Origin of the sequence: Janthinobacterium kochi (assembly GCF_051380715.1) — a bacterium.
Lineage (GTDB): Bacteria > Pseudomonadota > Gammaproteobacteria > Burkholderiales > Burkholderiaceae_D > Janthinobacterium.
The window spans coordinates 1-16,215 of sequence record NZ_JBNYXO010000021.1 but is presented as its reverse complement, the minus strand read 5'-3'; the positions used below and the strand labels follow the sequence as shown (position 1 = coordinate 16,215).

Annotated in this window: 18 protein-coding genes; 6 read left to right on the top strand and 12 right to left on the bottom strand. The window is 62.9% G+C overall.

Annotated features, from left to right (window positions below; translation table 11 throughout):
* Positions 1-80: 80 nt before the first annotated feature.
* From ACQ4WL_RS26285 to ACQ4WL_RS26275, 3 genes are all read right to left on the bottom strand, one after another.
* A complete protein-coding gene (locus tag ACQ4WL_RS26285; RefSeq protein ID WP_436512494.1) occupies positions 81-518 on the bottom strand; it encodes a CHRD domain-containing protein in 438 nt (145 codons plus the stop codon).
* Positions 519-674: 156 nt separating this feature from the next.
* Positions 675-1,232 carry a winged helix-turn-helix transcriptional regulator gene (locus ACQ4WL_RS26280; RefSeq protein WP_010394680.1) on the bottom strand — a complete coding sequence of 186 codons (558 nt, stop codon included), beginning with the start codon at positions 1,230-1,232 and terminating at the stop codon, positions 675-677.
* 213 nt (positions 1,233-1,445) lie between these two features.
* Positions 1,446-1,910, bottom strand: a complete 465-nt coding sequence (locus tag ACQ4WL_RS26275; protein WP_436512558.1) for a Csu type fimbrial protein — start codon at positions 1,908-1,910, stop codon at positions 1,446-1,448.
* A gap of 414 nt (positions 1,911-2,324) precedes the next feature.
* Between ACQ4WL_RS26275 and ACQ4WL_RS26270 the strand changes: the two genes are divergently transcribed.
* A complete protein-coding gene (locus tag ACQ4WL_RS26270; protein WP_436512492.1) occupies positions 2,325-3,128 on the top strand; it encodes a response regulator transcription factor in 804 nt (267 codons plus the stop codon).
* Here the strand turns inward: ACQ4WL_RS26270 and ACQ4WL_RS26265 are convergent.
* Both ACQ4WL_RS26265 and pnuC read right to left on the bottom strand, forming a co-directional pair.
* Positions 3,125-5,692: a TonB-dependent receptor gene (locus ACQ4WL_RS26265; RefSeq protein WP_436512490.1), complete on the bottom strand. Its 2,568-nt coding sequence runs from the start codon at positions 5,690-5,692 to the stop codon at positions 3,125-3,127. The genes ACQ4WL_RS26270 and ACQ4WL_RS26265 overlap by 4 nt on opposite strands.
* Before the next feature lie 330 nt (positions 5,693-6,022).
* Positions 6,023-6,613: a nicotinamide riboside transporter PnuC gene (gene pnuC, locus ACQ4WL_RS26260; protein WP_436512488.1), complete on the bottom strand. Its 591-nt coding sequence runs from the start codon at positions 6,611-6,613 to the stop codon at positions 6,023-6,025.
* Between the two features lie 323 nt (positions 6,614-6,936).
* Between pnuC and ACQ4WL_RS26255 the strand changes: the two genes are divergently transcribed.
* Complete coding sequence (locus ACQ4WL_RS26255) at positions 6,937-7,317, top strand: substrate-binding periplasmic protein (RefSeq protein ID WP_436512556.1); 381 nt, start codon at positions 6,937-6,939, stop codon at positions 7,315-7,317.
* A gap of 131 nt (positions 7,318-7,448) precedes the next feature.
* Here ACQ4WL_RS26255 and ACQ4WL_RS26250 read toward each other — a convergent pair whose 3' ends face one another.
* On the bottom strand, positions 7,449-8,315 hold the full coding sequence (locus ACQ4WL_RS26250) for a pirin family protein (RefSeq protein WP_436512486.1): 867 nt from the start codon (positions 8,313-8,315) through the stop codon (positions 7,449-7,451).
* Between the two features lie 118 nt (positions 8,316-8,433).
* On the opposite strand from ACQ4WL_RS26250, the gene ACQ4WL_RS26245 reads away from it, so the two are divergent.
* On the top strand, positions 8,434-9,339 hold the full coding sequence (locus ACQ4WL_RS26245) for a LysR family transcriptional regulator (protein WP_436512484.1): 906 nt from the start codon (positions 8,434-8,436) through the stop codon (positions 9,337-9,339).
* 46 nt (positions 9,340-9,385) lie between these two features.
* Entirely contained in the window at positions 9,386-10,189 is an 804-nt protein-coding gene (locus tag ACQ4WL_RS26240) for a metallophosphoesterase (RefSeq protein ID WP_436512482.1), read from the top strand.
* On the opposite strand, the gene ACQ4WL_RS26235 is transcribed toward ACQ4WL_RS26240, so the two are convergent.
* Positions 10,186-10,359 (bottom strand): hypothetical protein, encoded by a 174-nt coding sequence (locus ACQ4WL_RS26235; RefSeq protein ID WP_436512480.1) that lies wholly within the window; start codon positions 10,357-10,359, stop codon positions 10,186-10,188. The two genes, ACQ4WL_RS26240 and ACQ4WL_RS26235, sit on opposite strands and share 4 nt — an antisense overlap.
* A 19-nt stretch (positions 10,360-10,378) precedes the next feature.
* Positions 10,379-11,323, bottom strand: a complete 945-nt coding sequence (gene bla / locus ACQ4WL_RS26230; RefSeq protein WP_436512478.1) for a subclass B3 metallo-beta-lactamase — start codon at positions 11,321-11,323, stop codon at positions 10,379-10,381.
* Positions 11,324-11,463: 140 nt separating this feature from the next.
* Between bla and ACQ4WL_RS26225 the strand changes: the two genes are divergently transcribed.
* On the top strand, positions 11,464-12,279 hold the full coding sequence (locus ACQ4WL_RS26225) for a metallophosphoesterase family protein (protein ID WP_436512476.1): 816 nt from the start codon (positions 11,464-11,466) through the stop codon (positions 12,277-12,279).
* Here ACQ4WL_RS26225 and ACQ4WL_RS26220 read toward each other — a convergent pair.
* Positions 12,264-12,791, bottom strand: a complete 528-nt coding sequence (locus tag ACQ4WL_RS26220) for a dihydrofolate reductase family protein (protein ID WP_436512474.1) — start codon at positions 12,789-12,791, stop codon at positions 12,264-12,266. The two genes, ACQ4WL_RS26225 and ACQ4WL_RS26220, sit on opposite strands and share 16 nt — an antisense overlap.
* 41 nt (positions 12,792-12,832) lie before the next feature.
* Here ACQ4WL_RS26220 and ACQ4WL_RS26215 point away from each other — a divergent pair, with 41 nt between their 5' ends.
* Positions 12,833-13,444, top strand: a complete 612-nt coding sequence (locus tag ACQ4WL_RS26215; RefSeq protein WP_436512472.1) for a TetR/AcrR family transcriptional regulator — start codon at positions 12,833-12,835, stop codon at positions 13,442-13,444.
* Here the strand turns inward: ACQ4WL_RS26215 and ACQ4WL_RS26210 are convergent.
* From ACQ4WL_RS26210 to ACQ4WL_RS26200, 3 genes are all read right to left on the bottom strand, one after another.
* Positions 13,428-14,105: a type 1 glutamine amidotransferase domain-containing protein gene (locus ACQ4WL_RS26210; RefSeq protein ID WP_436512470.1), complete on the bottom strand. Its 678-nt coding sequence runs from the start codon at positions 14,103-14,105 to the stop codon at positions 13,428-13,430. The two genes, ACQ4WL_RS26215 and ACQ4WL_RS26210, sit on opposite strands and share 17 nt — an antisense overlap.
* Positions 14,106-14,129: 24 nt before the next feature.
* Positions 14,130-15,287 carry an iron-containing alcohol dehydrogenase gene (locus ACQ4WL_RS26205; protein ID WP_436512468.1) on the bottom strand — a complete coding sequence of 386 codons (1,158 nt, stop codon included), beginning with the start codon at positions 15,285-15,287 and terminating at the stop codon, positions 14,130-14,132.
* Positions 15,288-15,369: 82 nt separating this feature from the next.
* A complete protein-coding gene (locus tag ACQ4WL_RS26200) occupies positions 15,370-15,978 on the bottom strand; it encodes a TetR/AcrR family transcriptional regulator (RefSeq protein WP_436512466.1) in 609 nt (202 codons plus the stop codon).
* Positions 15,979-16,215 lie beyond the last annotated feature (237 nt).

Here is a 16,215-nt window from a genome sequence, read left to right as displayed (position 1 = left end):
AGCGCGCCGCACTGGCTGGCCGCCTGGTGCAGGCCGCTCACGCGGCCCAAGGAGGTTTCGGGGAAAACGCCGCTGGCCAGCTAGGGTTTGAGCTGGGCGCGGATCTCGCCTGCCGGGTAGGCGGCGCTGTGCACGTTTATGTACAGCTTGCCGGCCCGGTAGCTCGCGTACTGGGGTGGCGTGAGCATGGCGCCGGCCGGCACGGCAAACATGCCTTCGGCGGTTTTCATCAGCGGCACGATGACGGGGCCGTTGGCGCCGGCGGGCGCTTCATGGATATGTGCGACGGTGGCCAGCATGCCCGTGTAGCGCACGCCGCCGCTGACGCTGCGGTCGTGGCCGACGCGGATCGTGCTGCTGCCGCTGGCCGTGCTGGTGTTGGCCGGCACTTCCTGCGCGCCCGTCAAGGTGACGTCATGGCCGCCCGGATGATGCGGACCATGGGAACAGGCGCCCAGCAGGGCGGCCAGCGCCAGCACGCTGGCGGCGCAGCGAACGTGTTGTTGCGATGTGCTCATCGCAGGTCTCCTTCAACAGATAGCGGATCACGGATGGCGTCCTGCCCCGCACAACCGGGCATACGCCGCACTTGTGTTGCATAGTGCGACAGTAGCGCCAGGTCGCGCCGCCCGCTTTGCTTTTCGCCAAACTTGATGCTCGCCTGCCGGCGCGCCTCACGCCAGATGGCCTTCCGCCACCCAGCCACGGTTGGCGGGTGCGGCCTTCGGCTTGGGCGCAATGCCGCTGCTTTTCTCCGCATCGAGGATGATGCTGCGCATGCTATCGCTGGCGGCCGGCCCCGGCGCAAACGCGTAGTACTCGTCATTGATGGGCAAACCCGTCATGGCGTCGACCAGCACCGGATCGGCGGCCAGGCCCGTGTCGCGACTGGCGATGACGAGGCTGGCGCCCTCCGGCGCGAAGTTTTCATTGCCCCATGCAATAAAAGCCAGCAAGACAGGCTTGAAGGCGCGCCCGGACTTGGTCAGCACATAGTCGTAGCGGGGCGGCTTGGCGCAATACAGGCGGCGCGTCATCAAGCCGCCCTCCACCAGGTCGGCCAGCCGGCGCGTCAGGATGGTGGGCGCGATCTTGAGGCTTTTTTCAAATTCGTCAAAGCGCGTCTTGCCGTAAAACGCTTCACGCAGGATGAGGATGCTCCACCATTCGCCCACCTTGCCCAGACTGCGTGCAATCGGGCAGGGCAAATTATTAAAGTTGGTATGTTTCATGACCATCTCCTCACGTTGATTCAACACAACAATCAAGAATATTTCAATTACAACACGGAAACTTAATTACTATCATTTTGCAAATGACCTTCACGCCACGGTAGCGGCTTGAAAATACGCAAAAACTCACACTTTCCTTGTTCCAGTACAAGGCCAGCAGCGCCAGCGCGCTTTTCATCAGGGAAGCAAGACCGGCCTTCACGCAGCGCCGGTTTAAAAGTAAACGGTGGCCGTGATGGTCGACGTAAAGGTGTCGGGCGCCGGTGTCGCTTGCGGCGAAATATTGCCGTACACCGTGATCGGCTGCAATGCGCCGTTACCGGCACCGCCGACGGTATTCGTGCCCTGCGTATCGCCCCACAAGGTGCTACCGGCCGACTGATACAGGTCCAATTGCACCGTCTCCAGGTTGCCGCCGGTGCCGCTCAAGTAGCGCGTGGTGCCGCTCGAACCCATGCCCGAGCCGGCCGTCAGGCCCACGTTATACGGCGTGGTATTGGTGCAGGTCACACTCACGGTCGTATTGACGTTCACGGCAGTAGCCAGTACACCCTGGCTTTGGCCAACGTCGAGATTGGCCGCCGCAATGGTGCAATTGGCGATGATTTTCAGGGTGACATCAAAGGTCGCGGTGTTGCTGCCGCTCAGATACACGGCCGCGTCGGCTACGCCAGGCATGAGCGCCGTGGTGGCAACAGCGACGCTGGCGGCAACGATAAGGCGGGGGGAAATAACTCGCAACATGATACCTCCTGATGATGGAACATCATTAATGAGCCCGTCAATATGAAGGACGTCGAGGATAGTCACGGTATTGCCGGCGTTTTTTGGGGCACGCAAACCAGGACAACAAAATATCAGCGCCGAGCGCCAGGAACCTGAGGGCTTCAGCTTTTTTGCCGCATTGGCAAAACAGATTCTTTAACAATCGACATTGCTTTAAGTCAATCCATGAGTGAATTATTAGCGATCTTGGAAATCGCCGCTTCTTCTTGCGGAGAAACCTCTTTTGAAACACGAGAAAAGCAGAAAAAAAAGAAAAAGCGAGGCATAATAAGCCACAACTTGCTTTTTGGTTAACTCATCCATGCCATGCCATTGACCAGCGAAACCGTCAAAAAAAACATCTTGATCGTGGACGATTCCGCGTTCGAGCAGCGCATGCTGATGGAGCTGCTCAGCGAGCAACCCTACCGTTTCAGCATCGCGTTCAATGGCTACCAGGGCTACCAGCTGGCATTGGCCACGCTGCCCGACCTGATCCTGCTCGACGTGCGCATGCCCGAGATGGATGGCTACACGGCATGCCGTTTGCTCAAGGCCAACCCCGAAACGGAACAGATACCCGTGATCTTTCTCAGCGGCGCCGATGCCGCCAAGGAACGCATCATGGGCTTGCAGGTGGGCGGCGTCGATTACATTTCAAAGCCGTTCACGCCGGAAGAAGTGGCCGCGCGCATCCATATCCACCTCGGATTGATGCGTAAAAGCAACAGTGCCTTGCCCGCCACGATGCCGATCAGCGACAAGCTGCAGCATCCCGACCTGGTGTTCGTGAATGCGGTCAAACAGCTCATTCTCGACAACCTGGGCAGCCTGCCCAACCTGTCCGACATCGCCCGCAGCGTGGGCACTTACCGCGAAAAGCTGAGCCTGATGTTCCGCGAGCAAACGGGCATGACCGTGTTTTCCTTCATCCGCGAAGCGCGCATCGCCCGCGGTGTGGAATTGCTGCAGCAGACGGATATCGACGTGCAGGGTATCGCCCTGCTGATCGGTTTTCACAACGCGGGCAACTTCGCCACCGCCTTTCGCGAACGCATGGGCGTCACGCCCAGCGCCTACCGCCAGCGCCTGCAGGAGCAGACAGGACAGCGGCAGGCGGCGAGTGGTTAGAACTTGTAGTTCAGCTTGAGCGATGCAAAGCGTCCACGCGGATCGGCCTGGGTAAAGTCAAAGCCGGTGGAGGCATAGTCCCAGGGCGCACGTTTGTTGGCCAGGTTTTGCACGATGAAAGTGACATTCGCCTTTGGTGTCACCTGCCAGCTGCTGGTCATGTCAAAGGTGCTGAAGGCAGCCACCGATTCGTCGAGATGCTTCTGCTGCGCATAATTGCCCACGTAGTTCCAGGTCAGGGTCGACGACCATTTCCCCTGCTCCCAGGTGGCCGACGTGACACCGCGCCATTTCGGGATGGAACCGAAATAATTGGTGCCGGCACCGTCCGTCAGCGGCGCGCCATCGGACAACGGCTCGGCAAAACGCAACACGCGGCTCAGCTGGCCGGCCAGGGTCAGCTTGCCCCAATCCTTGTCGACGAAGCGCTGGCGCAGGTCGATATCGATACCCGACACTTCGCGCTGGCCCTGATTGCGGAACTGGCGGTACAGCGTCGTGATGCGTCCATCGGCACCGCGCGTGATCTGTTGCGGCGCCGCGTTTTCATTCTCGACAATGGTGGTGGCGCTGGCCGTGCCGATCACGCCATCTTGCTTGATGCGGTAGTAATCGAGCCCGATGCTCGAGCTGCTGGTGGGCGACACCACCACGCCCAGGTTCAGGTTGTTCGAGCGCTCGGGACGCAGGTCCGGATTGGCGATGGTCATCACCGTCACGCCGCGCGACTGCGTTGGCGTCAATGGATCGCGGGCATCGATCACCCCGGTATAGCTGACGGCCGTGCTGTCGGTGATTTCCGGCAGCGACGGCGCACGGAAGGCGCGTGAAACGGTGCCGCGCAGCAATAACCATGGCGCCGCCTGATAGCGCGCGCTCGCTTTCGGCGAAAACGCATTGCCGAAATCGCTGTAATGGTCGGCACGGCCCGCCACGTTGACGGACAGGTCTTTTACGACGGGCACATTGAATTCGGCGAACAGGGCCGACACATTGCGCGAGCCGTCGATGATATTGAGTGCGGGGCGCAATTCCGTGCCCGACAGCACGGCCGTCGAGGTTTGCGAATCCATCTTTTCGCGGCGCCACTGGGCACCGGCGGCAAAGGCCAGCGGGCCAGCGGGCAGGTCCCAGATATCCTTGGCCGCCGAAAAGTCCAGCGTGTCGAGCGTCGATTCGGCCGGACGCAGGGTCGACAGGCGCAGGCGGTTGCGCACCGCTTCGCTGTTTTGTGACTGGTCAAAGAAATTGTAGCTGCCCTCGGCCAGCACTTTCTGGAACTCATAGCGGTTGACGAAGTTCTGCACCGTTTCTTCCAGCTTGCTGCTGGAATGGGCCACGGCCGTATCCCAGTCCCAGCCCGCCGAAGTGCCCCTGGCGCCGGCCAGCGCGCGGTAGAAGGTGACACGGTCCTGCTTCAGGCGCGGCCCCAGATCGAACAGTGTGGCCGTGAACGGCAAGGGCGTCGTGCCCGGATTGTTCGGATGGCCCACGGGCAGCACCACGGGGATGGTGTCGAGCAGCTTGGTGCTGTTGTTCCACACGCGCGTGGCGTTATTCACCGTCAGTGGCGCGCTGAAGGTCTGGTCGGCGCGCGAATAACTGTGCAGCAAGTCGACATAGGCTTGCGTGTCCGCGTTCAGCTTGAGCGTGCCGCGCAGCGACGAGTGGATGCGCTCGATGCCCGGGATCAGCGTTTTATACGGCGCCGGATTGTAGGCCAGCACCTGGCCACTGCCATCAGGATTGATGTTCTTGTACGGCACCAGCTGCAGCGGGCCGCGCACGCCGCCGAGCGTCTGCGAGGGATCGTTGCCGGCGTAATTCGTGGCGGTCCAGCCCAGGCTGCCGCGCTGCTGCTGGCGGTAATCGGCATCGCGCAGCCATGCCACGTCGCTTTGCTGCAGCTTGTCACGCTGCTGCGCATCGACCGAGAAAACCACGCTGTAGCCATCTTCCTCGAGCTTGCCGAACCCCGTTTGCAGCGCCGCGCTCTTTTCATGCTGGCCCGTGCCTTGCGTCGAGCCGCCCCATTGCGCCGTGATGTCCGTGCCCGTGAATTCCTTGTACAGGATGATGTTGACCACGCCGGCCACGGCGTCGGAGCCATACACGGACGAGGCGCCATCCTTGAGCACTTCGATGCGCTGCACGGCCGCCATCGGCAGGCTGTTCAGGTCAACGAAGGTTTGCTGCAAATCCTGCGCCGTGGCATAGCTGGCCACGCGGCGGCCATTCACCAGGATCAGGGTATTTTGCTGGCCGATGCCGCGCAGCGACAGGCCCGAGGTGCCGGCCGAGAAACTGCCCGTATATTGTTCGTTGTAGCTGTTGCCGCTGTTGGCGGAAATGGCGCGCAGCACCTCCGACACGCTGGTCTTGCCGCTGGCTTTTAATTCCTTGGCGTTGATGACCTGCACGGCACTGGCGCCCTCCTTTTCGCTGACGCGGATGTTCGATCCGGTGACGTTCACCCGCAGCATGTCGTCCTCGGCGTGGGCAAGGGTGGGGAAAACGGGAAAGGCGGCGGCGATGGCAAGACTGATGGCGAGTGGTTTGAACATGGTTTCCTCTTATTGGGATTGCAGCCTTTTTCAGTTAAAAAAGGCCGAGCAGGGGCACGCGGACCGGGTGGGCCAGCGGGCAAAACGACGACGGGGGTGTTAAGGAATTACGGGAGGCGTGGACGGGCACGCACCGGCATCGACTGCGCCATGCATTGCATGGTCAGCTGGTGCGGGGCGGCGAAAAAACAGGCAGAAAGGGTAAAACGCAACATAAAAGACACCGGTAAGCGGGGAAAGGCCACTATATCTCGGCGTCTTTATGGCGTGAACGAATTAAAAATTGATTGTATATACGATTTGAATCTAAGGACTTGGCGTTGGACAATATCAGGCGTCAACCATCGCCGCCGGCGCCAGTGCCGCGCGGCGTGCCTGCACGCTCCACCAGTACCAGGAAATCAGGGCGTTAACCCAATAGGCCGCATACAGCACGGCCGTCAGGTGCAGGCCGCGGCTGTAGTAGAGCGGCACGGCCACGGTGTTGACCAGCAGCCAGAAGACCCAGGTTTCGATGCGCCGGCTCATCAGCAGGAATTGCGCAATGATGCTAAATACCAACACTGCCGAATCGATGAAGGGCGCGTAGGCATTCGTAAAGCGGTGCAGCAGCATGCCGTAGATGACCACGGAGGCGATGCCGGCCGGCACTACCCAGGCCAGGCTGCGCCAGCCCATGCGCGTTATCGGCAAAGGCTTGCCGCCGGCGCCGCGCCGCCATTGCAGCCAGCCGATGACGCAGGTGACGATGAAAAACAGCTGCAGCATCACGTCGGCATACAGATTAACCTGGAAAAACAGCACGGCAAACAGCACGCAGCCGACGATGCCGATCCACCATGAATGAATATTATTGCGTCCGGCCAAAATGATGGAGGCAGTCATCAGTACATTGGCGGCGATCTCGAGCGGGGCAGTCAAGCGGTCTTCCTTTGCGGAGCAGTGGTGGCACCGCGCCACTATAGCCGATTACACTGTACGGTGTTCACGGCGCCGGACGGCGGCGCAGGGAATCGGCAAAAAGCGTGCGAAAATCCACCAAAAGCACCGTTGTACCTGCCCAGGAGACCCAGCTCCCCTTGACTTCCACAGGTACTCCGGCAAATTGAACATCAGTGACACACCATGGAAACACCTCCCGTATGCGTATGCGCCATGTCCTGTTCTTGGCAGTGCTCGGCCTCTGCGCCCTGCCCGCCCTGGCCTGCCGCATGTCGATGGCGCTCGATCAATGGCCTCCCTAGCTGTATCGCGACGCGCAAGGCAAATATACGGGCCTGGACCTGGAGTTGCTGAAAGCCATTTTCAAGGAAGCCCGCTGTACCCTGGTCACCCTGCCGGAACTGCCCACCGCGCGGCGCCAGTTGCTATTCCAGAAAGGCGAGCTGGACCTGCTGCCCGCCGCCTCCGACACATCGGAACGCCATGCGTATGCGCGTTTCAGCATGAGCTACCGCGACGAAACCGTGGGTATCTTCGGCAAGGCCGGCACGCCTGCCGTGCACCTGATGCTCAGTGCGCGCACCACCGGCGCCGCCGACCGGGCGCGCCTGAACGCCGCCAACACGCACCTGGAACAGCGCGGCGTGCTGGCAGCGATACGCAACCGCCACGAAGCGCCGTAGCGACGCTCAAGCCCTGGCGGCCGCCTCGAGGATTTCCAGCGTGGTTTCGCGGCCATGCTCTTGCACGCCCTGCGCTGTGTGCCGCGGGATGCGGCATGGGTTGCTGCTTGGTGCCTACGGCACAGAGTGAATTACGTCGCGATGCGGGCGAAGCGGCCGCTGTTGAAATCCTCGAACGCCTGCGCGATTTCCGCTTCGGTGTTCATCACGAACGGACCATGGCCGACGATGGACTCGTCAATCGGCTCACCACTCAGCAGCAGTACCACGGCATCATTGTTCGCTTCGACGGTGATGCTGTCGCCATCGCGCTCGAACAGCGCCATCTGCGCCTCGCGCACCACGCTTTCGCCGTTGACCAGCAGCGTGCCATGCAGGACGATCAGCGCCGTGCTCCAGCTGGCGTGCACCGGCAACTGCGTCAGCTTGCCCTGAGTCAGGCGCAGGTCCCACACCTGCATAGTCGAGAACGTGCGGGCCGGCCCGTGCCGGCCATCGAAATCGCCGGCGATCACGCGCACCGAGCCGGCGCCGTCCGGCAGCGCCACCGTGGGAATCGTGTCGCTGGTGATGGCCTGGTAGCCGGGCGCCGTCATCTTGTCTTTGGCCGGCAGATTCACCCACAGCTGCACCATTTCCAGGGTGCCGCCCGACTGCGTGAAGGCAGGCGAGTGAAACTCTTCATGCACGATGCCGGCGCCGGCCGTCATCCACTGCACGTCGCCGGGGCCGATGACGCCGCCCTGGCCCGTCGAATCGCGGTGCGCCACTTCGCCCTTGTAGACGATGGTCACCGTTTCAAAGCCGCGGTGCGGGTGCGAGCCGACGCCGGGCGGACGGGTGCCGGACGCAAATTCGGCGGGGCCGGCATAGTCGAGCAGCAGGAAGGGGCTCAGCTGCTTGCCATGGCCGTTATACGAAAACATCGAGCGCACGGGGAAACCGTCGCCGACCCAGTGCTGGCGCGGTGCGCTGTAGATACCTGTAACTGTATTCATCTCGATCTCCTGTAGGGTGTGCATGACGATGGAGACAGAATACGCTTGCAACGATGGAGGCGGTAGACGGTAAAATAGGCCATCAGTGTTCCAAAAATAGAACGATCAGGGAGGCGGCATGCAGGATCTGAATGACTTGTATTACTTTGTGCAGGTGGTCGACCATGGCGGCTTCGCGCCGGCCGGGCGCGCGCTGGGCATGCCGAAATCCAAACTGAGCCGACGCATCGCCCTGCTGGAAGAGCGCCTCGGCGTGCGCCTGCTGCAGCGCACGACGCGGCATTTTTCCGTCACCGACGTGGGTCAGACGTTTTACGAGCATTGCAAGGCGATGCTGGTGGAAGCGGAGGCGGCGCAGGATGCGATCGAACTGACACGGGCCGCGCCACGTGGCACGGTGCGCCTGTCCTGCCCCATCGCCCTGCTGCACTCCCTGGTCGCGCCCATGCTGGCCGGCTTCATGCGCGAGCATCCGCAGGTCACGCTGCTGCTCGAAGCGAGCAACCGCCGCGTCGACCTGGTGGCAGAAGGCATCGACGTAGCCATCCGCGTGCGTCCACCGCCGCTGCCCGACAGCGACCTGGTGCTGCGCGTGCTGGCCGAGCGCAGCCAGTGCATGGTGGGCAGCCCGCTGCTGTTCGCCGGCGCACCGCTGCCGAAGGCGCCGGCCGACCTGGCCGACTGGCCCAGCCTAGCCCTGGGCATGCCGCAGCAGCACTACCAGTGGGATTTGCACGGCCCCGACGGCGCGCGCGCCCAGTTGCGCCACACGCCGCGCTTCGTCACGGGCGACATGCTGACCTTGCGCGACGCGGCCGTGGCCGGCGTGGGCGTGGTGCAGCTGCCGACCATGATGATCACCGAACAGGTGGCCGATGGCAGCCTGCTGCCGCTGATGGAACAATGGCGGCCGCAGCGTGAAATCATCCACGCCGTGTTTCCCTCGCGGCGCGGCCTGCTGCCGGCCGTGCGTGCGCTGATCGACTACCTGGCGCACAGCTTCGCCGCGCTGGAGGAAGAGTGAGGCTTTTCAGGTACGATGGCGTACTCTCGAATCGCCTGGATAGCGCATGCGTTTATTGATTTTATCGGACCTGCATCATGAGTTATGGCGCGAGGATGCGCCGCAAGGCGACCTTGCGCTCAGCCGTCCCGACGCCGTGATCCTGGCCGGCGACATCGACACGGGCACCCGCGCCGTCGCCTGGGCCGCCAGCACGTTTGCGGGACTGCCGGTGCTGTATGTGCATGGCAACCACGAAGGCTATGGCCACCATCTGGACAAGGTGCGCCAGGAACTGCGCAGCGCCTGCGCCGCCACGGCCAACGTGCATTTTCTCGACGCCGATAGCCACATCATCACCGACCAGGCAGGCAACACCGTGCGCTTCCTGGGCGCCACCCTGTGGACGGATTTTCGCCTGCTGGGCGACGATACGCGCCAGGCGGCCATGCGCGACGCGCAAGCCTTCATGAACGACTACAAGCGCATCCGCCTGGCCAACATGGGCTTTCGCAAGCTGCGCGCAGCCGACACGGCCATGTTCCACGCGCAGCAAAAAGCCTGGCTGACGCGCGAACTGGCGCAGCCCTTCGATGGCGCGACAGTCGTCATCAGCCACATGGCGCCGTCGCTGCTCTCGGTCGATGATGCGTATGGCAGCGAGGCGTGTTCGCCCGCCTACGCTTCGCGCCTGGACGAGCTGGCCGCGCAGGCGGACCTGTGGGTGCATGGCCACCTCCACGTCTCGCGCGATTATCAGCTGGGCCAGTGCCGCGTCGTAGCCAACCCCTGCGGCTACAGGACGCGCAGCGGCACGCCGCAAAATCCCGGTTTCGATCCGAACTTCATCGTCGAGCTACCGGCTCGCTAATCGTCAGGTTTGAGCCGGCCCGCCAGCCATTGCTGCAGGCGGTGCTTGCCGGCCCGGCGCGCCGCGCGCGGCGAGGCCTCCGACTGGTGCGCACCGGCGCCGCCGCGCAGCCTGGCGGCCGCCACCAGCCGATTGCGCGGCTTGGGCGTGGCTTTCACTTTGATTTTCATGGCGCATGCGCCAACGTTGCTATTTTGTCGCAGCCGCTTTTTCTTTCGCGATGCGCGCATCGAGCTTGGCTTCATTTTTTGCAGCGTAGTGGCTGCACGCCTGCGTATCGATGAAGGGATTCGGCGTGACGCCTTCCAGCAATTGCGTCAGCTTGCGGTCGCCGCCGGAGTGGTCGGGGTGGGCCGAGATCAGGATGTCGCACGGCAGCCTGGCGAAGTCCTGCATGACGCGGCGGAAGGCCGGCGTCAGGTCCGCATGGCGTTCATCGGCCAGGTAATGAAAATCGTCGGCCGCCACCGGCGTAAGGCTGGCGCCGAACACCACGCTCAGGCATTCCTTGCGCTCCGCATCCTCGCACGAGACCCAGGTCCAGCTGGTGCTACCCGGCGTATGCCCGGGCGTGTAGCGCGCCGTGACGGTGATGTCGCCCAGCTGCAGGGTTTCACCATCGGCAATCTCGCGCACATTTTCCACGGCCGGCATGGCATCGATTTCGCCCGCTTGCGGGTCCATGGCGAGCACCGCTCCCGCGCGCAGCGCCTCCGCTCCCAGCGGGCTGGCGACCACTTGCGCGCCGCTGTCGCGGGCCAGGGCGGCGATGCCGCCCGAATGGTCGAAATGCGCTTCCGTATTCAGGATGAATTTGATATCTTGCAGGCGAAAGCCCAGTTCGAGGATATGCTCCTTGATGGCAGCCACCGATTGCGGCAGCGCGCCATCGATCAGGATCAAGCCTGCGCGCGTATCGATCAGCACCACGCTCAAGCCGCCCACGCCCACGTAATAGGTGTCGCCGTGGATGCGCGCCGGTTGCTGCGGGCGGTTCCACTGCGCCGCATAAGGCGAGGCAATCGGCTGCGTCAGGGGATCGATGGCGGGCGTGGCGGCATGTGCCGTCAACGGCAGCGCCATGGCGGCCAGTGCGACGCTCAGCAAGGTCTTGGGAATGAAGAAAGGCGGCATGCGGCTCCAGGAGTGAGTGTGTGGTAATCGATGCCATAGGGTAACGTCGCCACCCTCGCGCGGTCAAGCAGACGGGCGCAGCGACTTGCGCTACGATAGAGGCCCATAGACCTGCCGCGCGCCTTGCCGCGCCCACTGCCATGCGTTTGCTGATCCTGTCCGACCTGCACCTGGAAGTCTGGGGTGAAGACACGCCCGCCATCGACCTTGCCACCAGCCGCCCCGACGTGGTGATCCTGGCCGGCGACATCGCCACGGGCAACCATGCCATCGCCTGGGCCGCACGCACCTTCGGCGCCCTGCCCGTGCTGTACGTGCACGGCAATCACGAGGGCTATGGGCACCAGCTCGAACACATGCAGGACGCCGTGCGCGATGCCTGTGCCAGCGCCAATGCGCAGGGCGCCAACATCCGCCTGCTCGACGGCGACGCCGTGGAACTGGACGGCGTGCGTTTCCTCGGCATCACCCTGTGGACGGATTTTTTACTCTTCGGCGCCGAGCGCCAGGAAGAAGCCATGCAGGCGGCGCAAGCCTACATGCCCGACTACAAGCGCATCAGTACGGGCGGCGATGCGCCCCGCCTGCTGTGCGCCAGCGACACAGCGCAGCTGCACGCGCAGCACAAGGTCTGGCTGGAACAGCAACTGGCGCAGCCCTTCGATGGCCAGACGGTAGTGATCACGCACATGGCGCCCTCGATGCTGTCGGTGGACGAGCAATACGCGGCCAACCTGGGCTCGCCCGCCTTCGCCTCGCAGCTGGACGAACTGGTGGCGCAGGCGGACCTGTGGGTGCATGGCCACATGCACGCCTCGCTCGACTATCGCGTGCAAGGCTGCCGCGTCGTCTGCAACCCCTGCGGCTACAAGCGGCCGGACGGCACGCCTGAAAACGAACGCTACGATTCCGGCTTCATCGTCGACATCGCCAGCGCGGTTCAATGCTTTCGATAGCGCAGCTGCGCCACGCCGCTGTGCAGCTGGCGCGTGCCGTCCAGGCGCCAGTCGCTGCGCGGTAAACCATCCTCGAACAGGCGCACGCCCTTGCCCAGCACCACGGGTAGTACGGACAGGGTCAGGCTGTCGATGACGCCTTCGCGCAAGCCGGCGCGGATGACGGCGCCGCCATCGAGATACACGTGGCGGCAACCCTCCTTTGCCAGCCCCTCGAGTACTTCCCGCACGCTGCCTGCGCGGCGCTGCTCGCCATGCCGTGGCGTGAAGTCGCGGTGGCTCAGTACCACCACGCGCTTGCCCGCATACGGCCACGGCTCAAAACCCACCACGGCGTCATAGGTGGTGCGCCCGATCAGCAAGGTATCGACTTGATCCATCAAGGCCGTGTAGCCGGTGGCGTCAGGCGAGTCGGGTGCCAGCTCGGCCAGCCAGGACAGGTCGCCGTTTTCTCCGGCGATGCAGCCATCGATGCTGATGCCGAGAAAAACGCTGACAGAAGTTTTTTGCATGGATGCTCCTTCAATTAATTCTACAGTGTAGAATTATGCCCATGAAACCGCCAAAACTTCAAGCTATTGAACATCCCGTGCGCCGCGCGGGCCGTCCCCGCCGCATCGCACCCGCGCTGGACAGCGCCAGCATCCTGCACGCTGCCCTGGCCCTGCTGGAAGAACAAGGCGAAGCGTTTTCCATGCGCGCGCTGGCGCAACGCCTGGGCGTCGATGCCATGGCCGTGTATCACTACTACGCAGGAAAAGATGAGTTATTGCTGGCCTTGATGGTGTGGCGTTTTGCCGCACTCGATCCGCGCCAGCCTCCGTTTACGCGGCGCCAGGCGCCTCGGCGGCGCCTGCTTGCGCTGTGCACGCTGTACCTGGAAATGGTCAGCGCCACGCCCCACTTCGTGCGCCTGATGGCGCGCGGGCTGGTAGAACAAGCCGATGTGGCCGAGCGGTTTACGGCGCTGTTCGAGCAGGCCGTGGAAGGCCTCGATCTGCCTGAAAAAACCCGGCTGCGCGGGCGCGATGCGCTCGTCGATTTCCTGCACGGCCATGCGCTGGCGGGCAGGCCCGCCAGCGAGACGCAATGGCACGCCTCGGTCGGTCTGATCCTGGCGGGCATGGAAGCCCGGCTCTACCCTGCCATCAGGCCAGCAGCTTGAGCAGCGCCTGCGCGGCCACTTCCGATGACGCGGGATTCTGGCCCGTGACCAGCAAGCCATCGGTGACCGCGTACGGCTGCCAGTCGCCCAGCTTGGAATAGATGCCGCCGTTTTGCTTGAGCATGTCCTCGACCAGGAAAGGCACGATGACAGTCAAGCCGACGGCGTCTTCCTCGGTATTGGTAAAGCCCGTCACCTGCTTGCCGCGCACCAGCGGCGTGCCATCCAATGCCTTCACGTGGCGCAGCACGCCCGGTGCATGGCAGACAGCGGCGACGGGCTTGCCGGCGGCGATCATCTGTTCGATCAGCGCGATCGAGTGCGCATCTTCGGCCAGGTCCCACAACGGGCCATGACCACCCGGGTAGAACACGGCGTCAAAGTCGGCTACCTTCACGTCGGCCAGCTTGCCCGTGTTGGCCAGCACGGCTTGCGCCGTGGCGTCCAGCTTGAAGCGGCGCGTGGCATCCGTTTGCGAATCCGGTTCGTCGCTTTTCGGGTCCAGCGGCGGCTGGCCGCCGCTGGGCGAGACCACCGTCAGCTTGGCGCCAGCTTCCTGCAAGGCATAGTAGGGCGCGGCGAATTCTTCCAGCCAGAAGCCGGTTTTCTTGCCGGTGTCGCCCAGTTGATCGTGCGAGGTCAGTACCATCAGGATATTCATGTTGTTTCCTTTTATGTCAGAGGGTTACAGTGCTGCTTCGAGAATACGGCGGCTGCGCGCGAGGTCGATATCGCGGTGTTCGCCGAGGGAGGTCATGTCGTGTGCTGCCAATTGTTTCAGTACCGCTTCCACCGCTTCCTGGCCCAACTGGTAGGCCGACAGGCGAGTCGGCAGGCCCAGGTCTTCAAAGAAGGCGCGGGTGCGGGCGATGGCGGCGGTTATGCGCTCGTCGTTGCTGCCCTCGGTGATGCTCCAGACACGTTCGCCATACTGTAGCAATTTTCCACGTTTCTGTTCGCGCTGCACGTCCAGCAGTGCGGGCAGCACCAGGGCCAGGGTGCGCGCATGGTCGATGTCGTACAGGGCCGTCAGTTCGTGGCCTATCATGTGGGTAGCCCAGTCCTGCGGCACGCCGGCGCCGATCAGGCCATTCAGGGCCAGGGTGGCCGTCCACATCAGGTTGGCGCGGGTATCGTAGTCGTCGGGCGCGGCGATCGCTTGCGGGGCGATCTCGACCAACGTCTGCAGCAGGCCTTCGGCAAAGCGGTCCTGCACCTTCGCCTGCGCCGGATAGGTCAGGTACTGTTCCGTGGTGTGGACAAAGGCATCGACCAGGCCATTGGCCACCTGCCTGGCCGGCAAGGTAAAGGTCTTGCTCGGGTCAAGTACGGAAAATTGCGGGTACAGCAGCGGACTGCGAAAACTCAGCTTGTCATGCGTGGCTTTTTTCGTCACCACGCCGCCGTTGTTCATTTCCGAACCCGTGGCCGGCAAGGTCAGCACTGTGCCAAACGGCAGGGCTTGACGCACATTGGCGCCGCCGCGCTCGGCAATTTCCCACGGCTCGCCATCGTACAGGGCGGCCGCGGCGACGAACTTGGTGCCATCGATCACGGAGCCGCCACCGACGGCCAGCAGGAAGTCCAGCTTGTCGCCACGCACCTGCGCCACGGCACGCATCAAGGTTTCATAGCTGGGATTGGGTTCGATACCGCCAAACTCCTGCACCGTGCGCTGGCCCAGCGCAGCGCGCACTTCGGCCAGGGTGCCGGTCTTTTCCGCGCTGGCGCCGCCATACATGATCAGCACGCGCGCATCGTGCGGCACCAGGGCGGACAATTTGGTGACGGTATCAAGACCGAAGACGATACGGGTCGGGTTATGGAATTCAAAATTTTTCATGCTGTCGCTCCTTATTATTAGACTGGTCGTCTAGAATGCTATTCAAAAAAACGCGGACGTGGTGCGTCCGCTTGCTTGCTGTCTATCGGTAGCTTTCCGGCGACAGCTGCAGCATGGCCAGGGTCGCCTGCCAGGCTGTTTGCAGGGCGCTGGCGTCGCGCCGCAGCTTGGTCAGCATGGCCGCGCCCAGCCACAACTGGTACAAGGTGGCTGCCATCTGCGCCGGATCGGCCACCGATGGCAGCGAAGCGTCCACCCTGCCCCGTGCGATGGCCAGGGCCAGCCTGGCGATGATGCGGTGGGTGCCATCGAGCAGCGCCACGCGCATCGGTTCGGACATGTCCGCCACTTCGCTGCTGAGCTTGACCACCAGGCAGCGGCAGTCGCAACCGCTGCCATCGAGGCTTTCGCTGGTCCAACTGGCCCAATACGCCATCAGCGACTGCGCCGCGCTCTGGCCCGGCTGGCCCAGCACGTCTTCCATCCCGGCCAGGTAGCCGGTGACGTAATCTTCCAGCATCGCCTCGCCGAACAATTCCTTGGACTTGAAGTAATGGTAGAACGAACCCTTGGGCACGTCGGCGGCCGACAAAATCTCGTTCAGCCCCACGCCGGCAAAGCCCTTGCGCGTGATGATGGCCTTGCCCTGGTCGATAATGTGCTGGCGCACATCGGTGTATTCAGCTTTCATGCGAGGCATTGTAGCACAATTAGACCAGTCGTCTAGTTCAAATTAAACCCAGAGAAAAATTCTGGGGTCAGACCCTCAAGGCCGCTAACGCTGAGGCTTGCGCTAACGGCGCGGGGGTCTGACCCAATCCACCCAAGTTAAGGAGCAAGCCCGCGCAATTGCTGGCAAATCAATGAAATAGTGCTTGACGTGGCACTGGCTTTGCGCGGCCGCCGCCTTGCTGACCTCTCTTTTTTC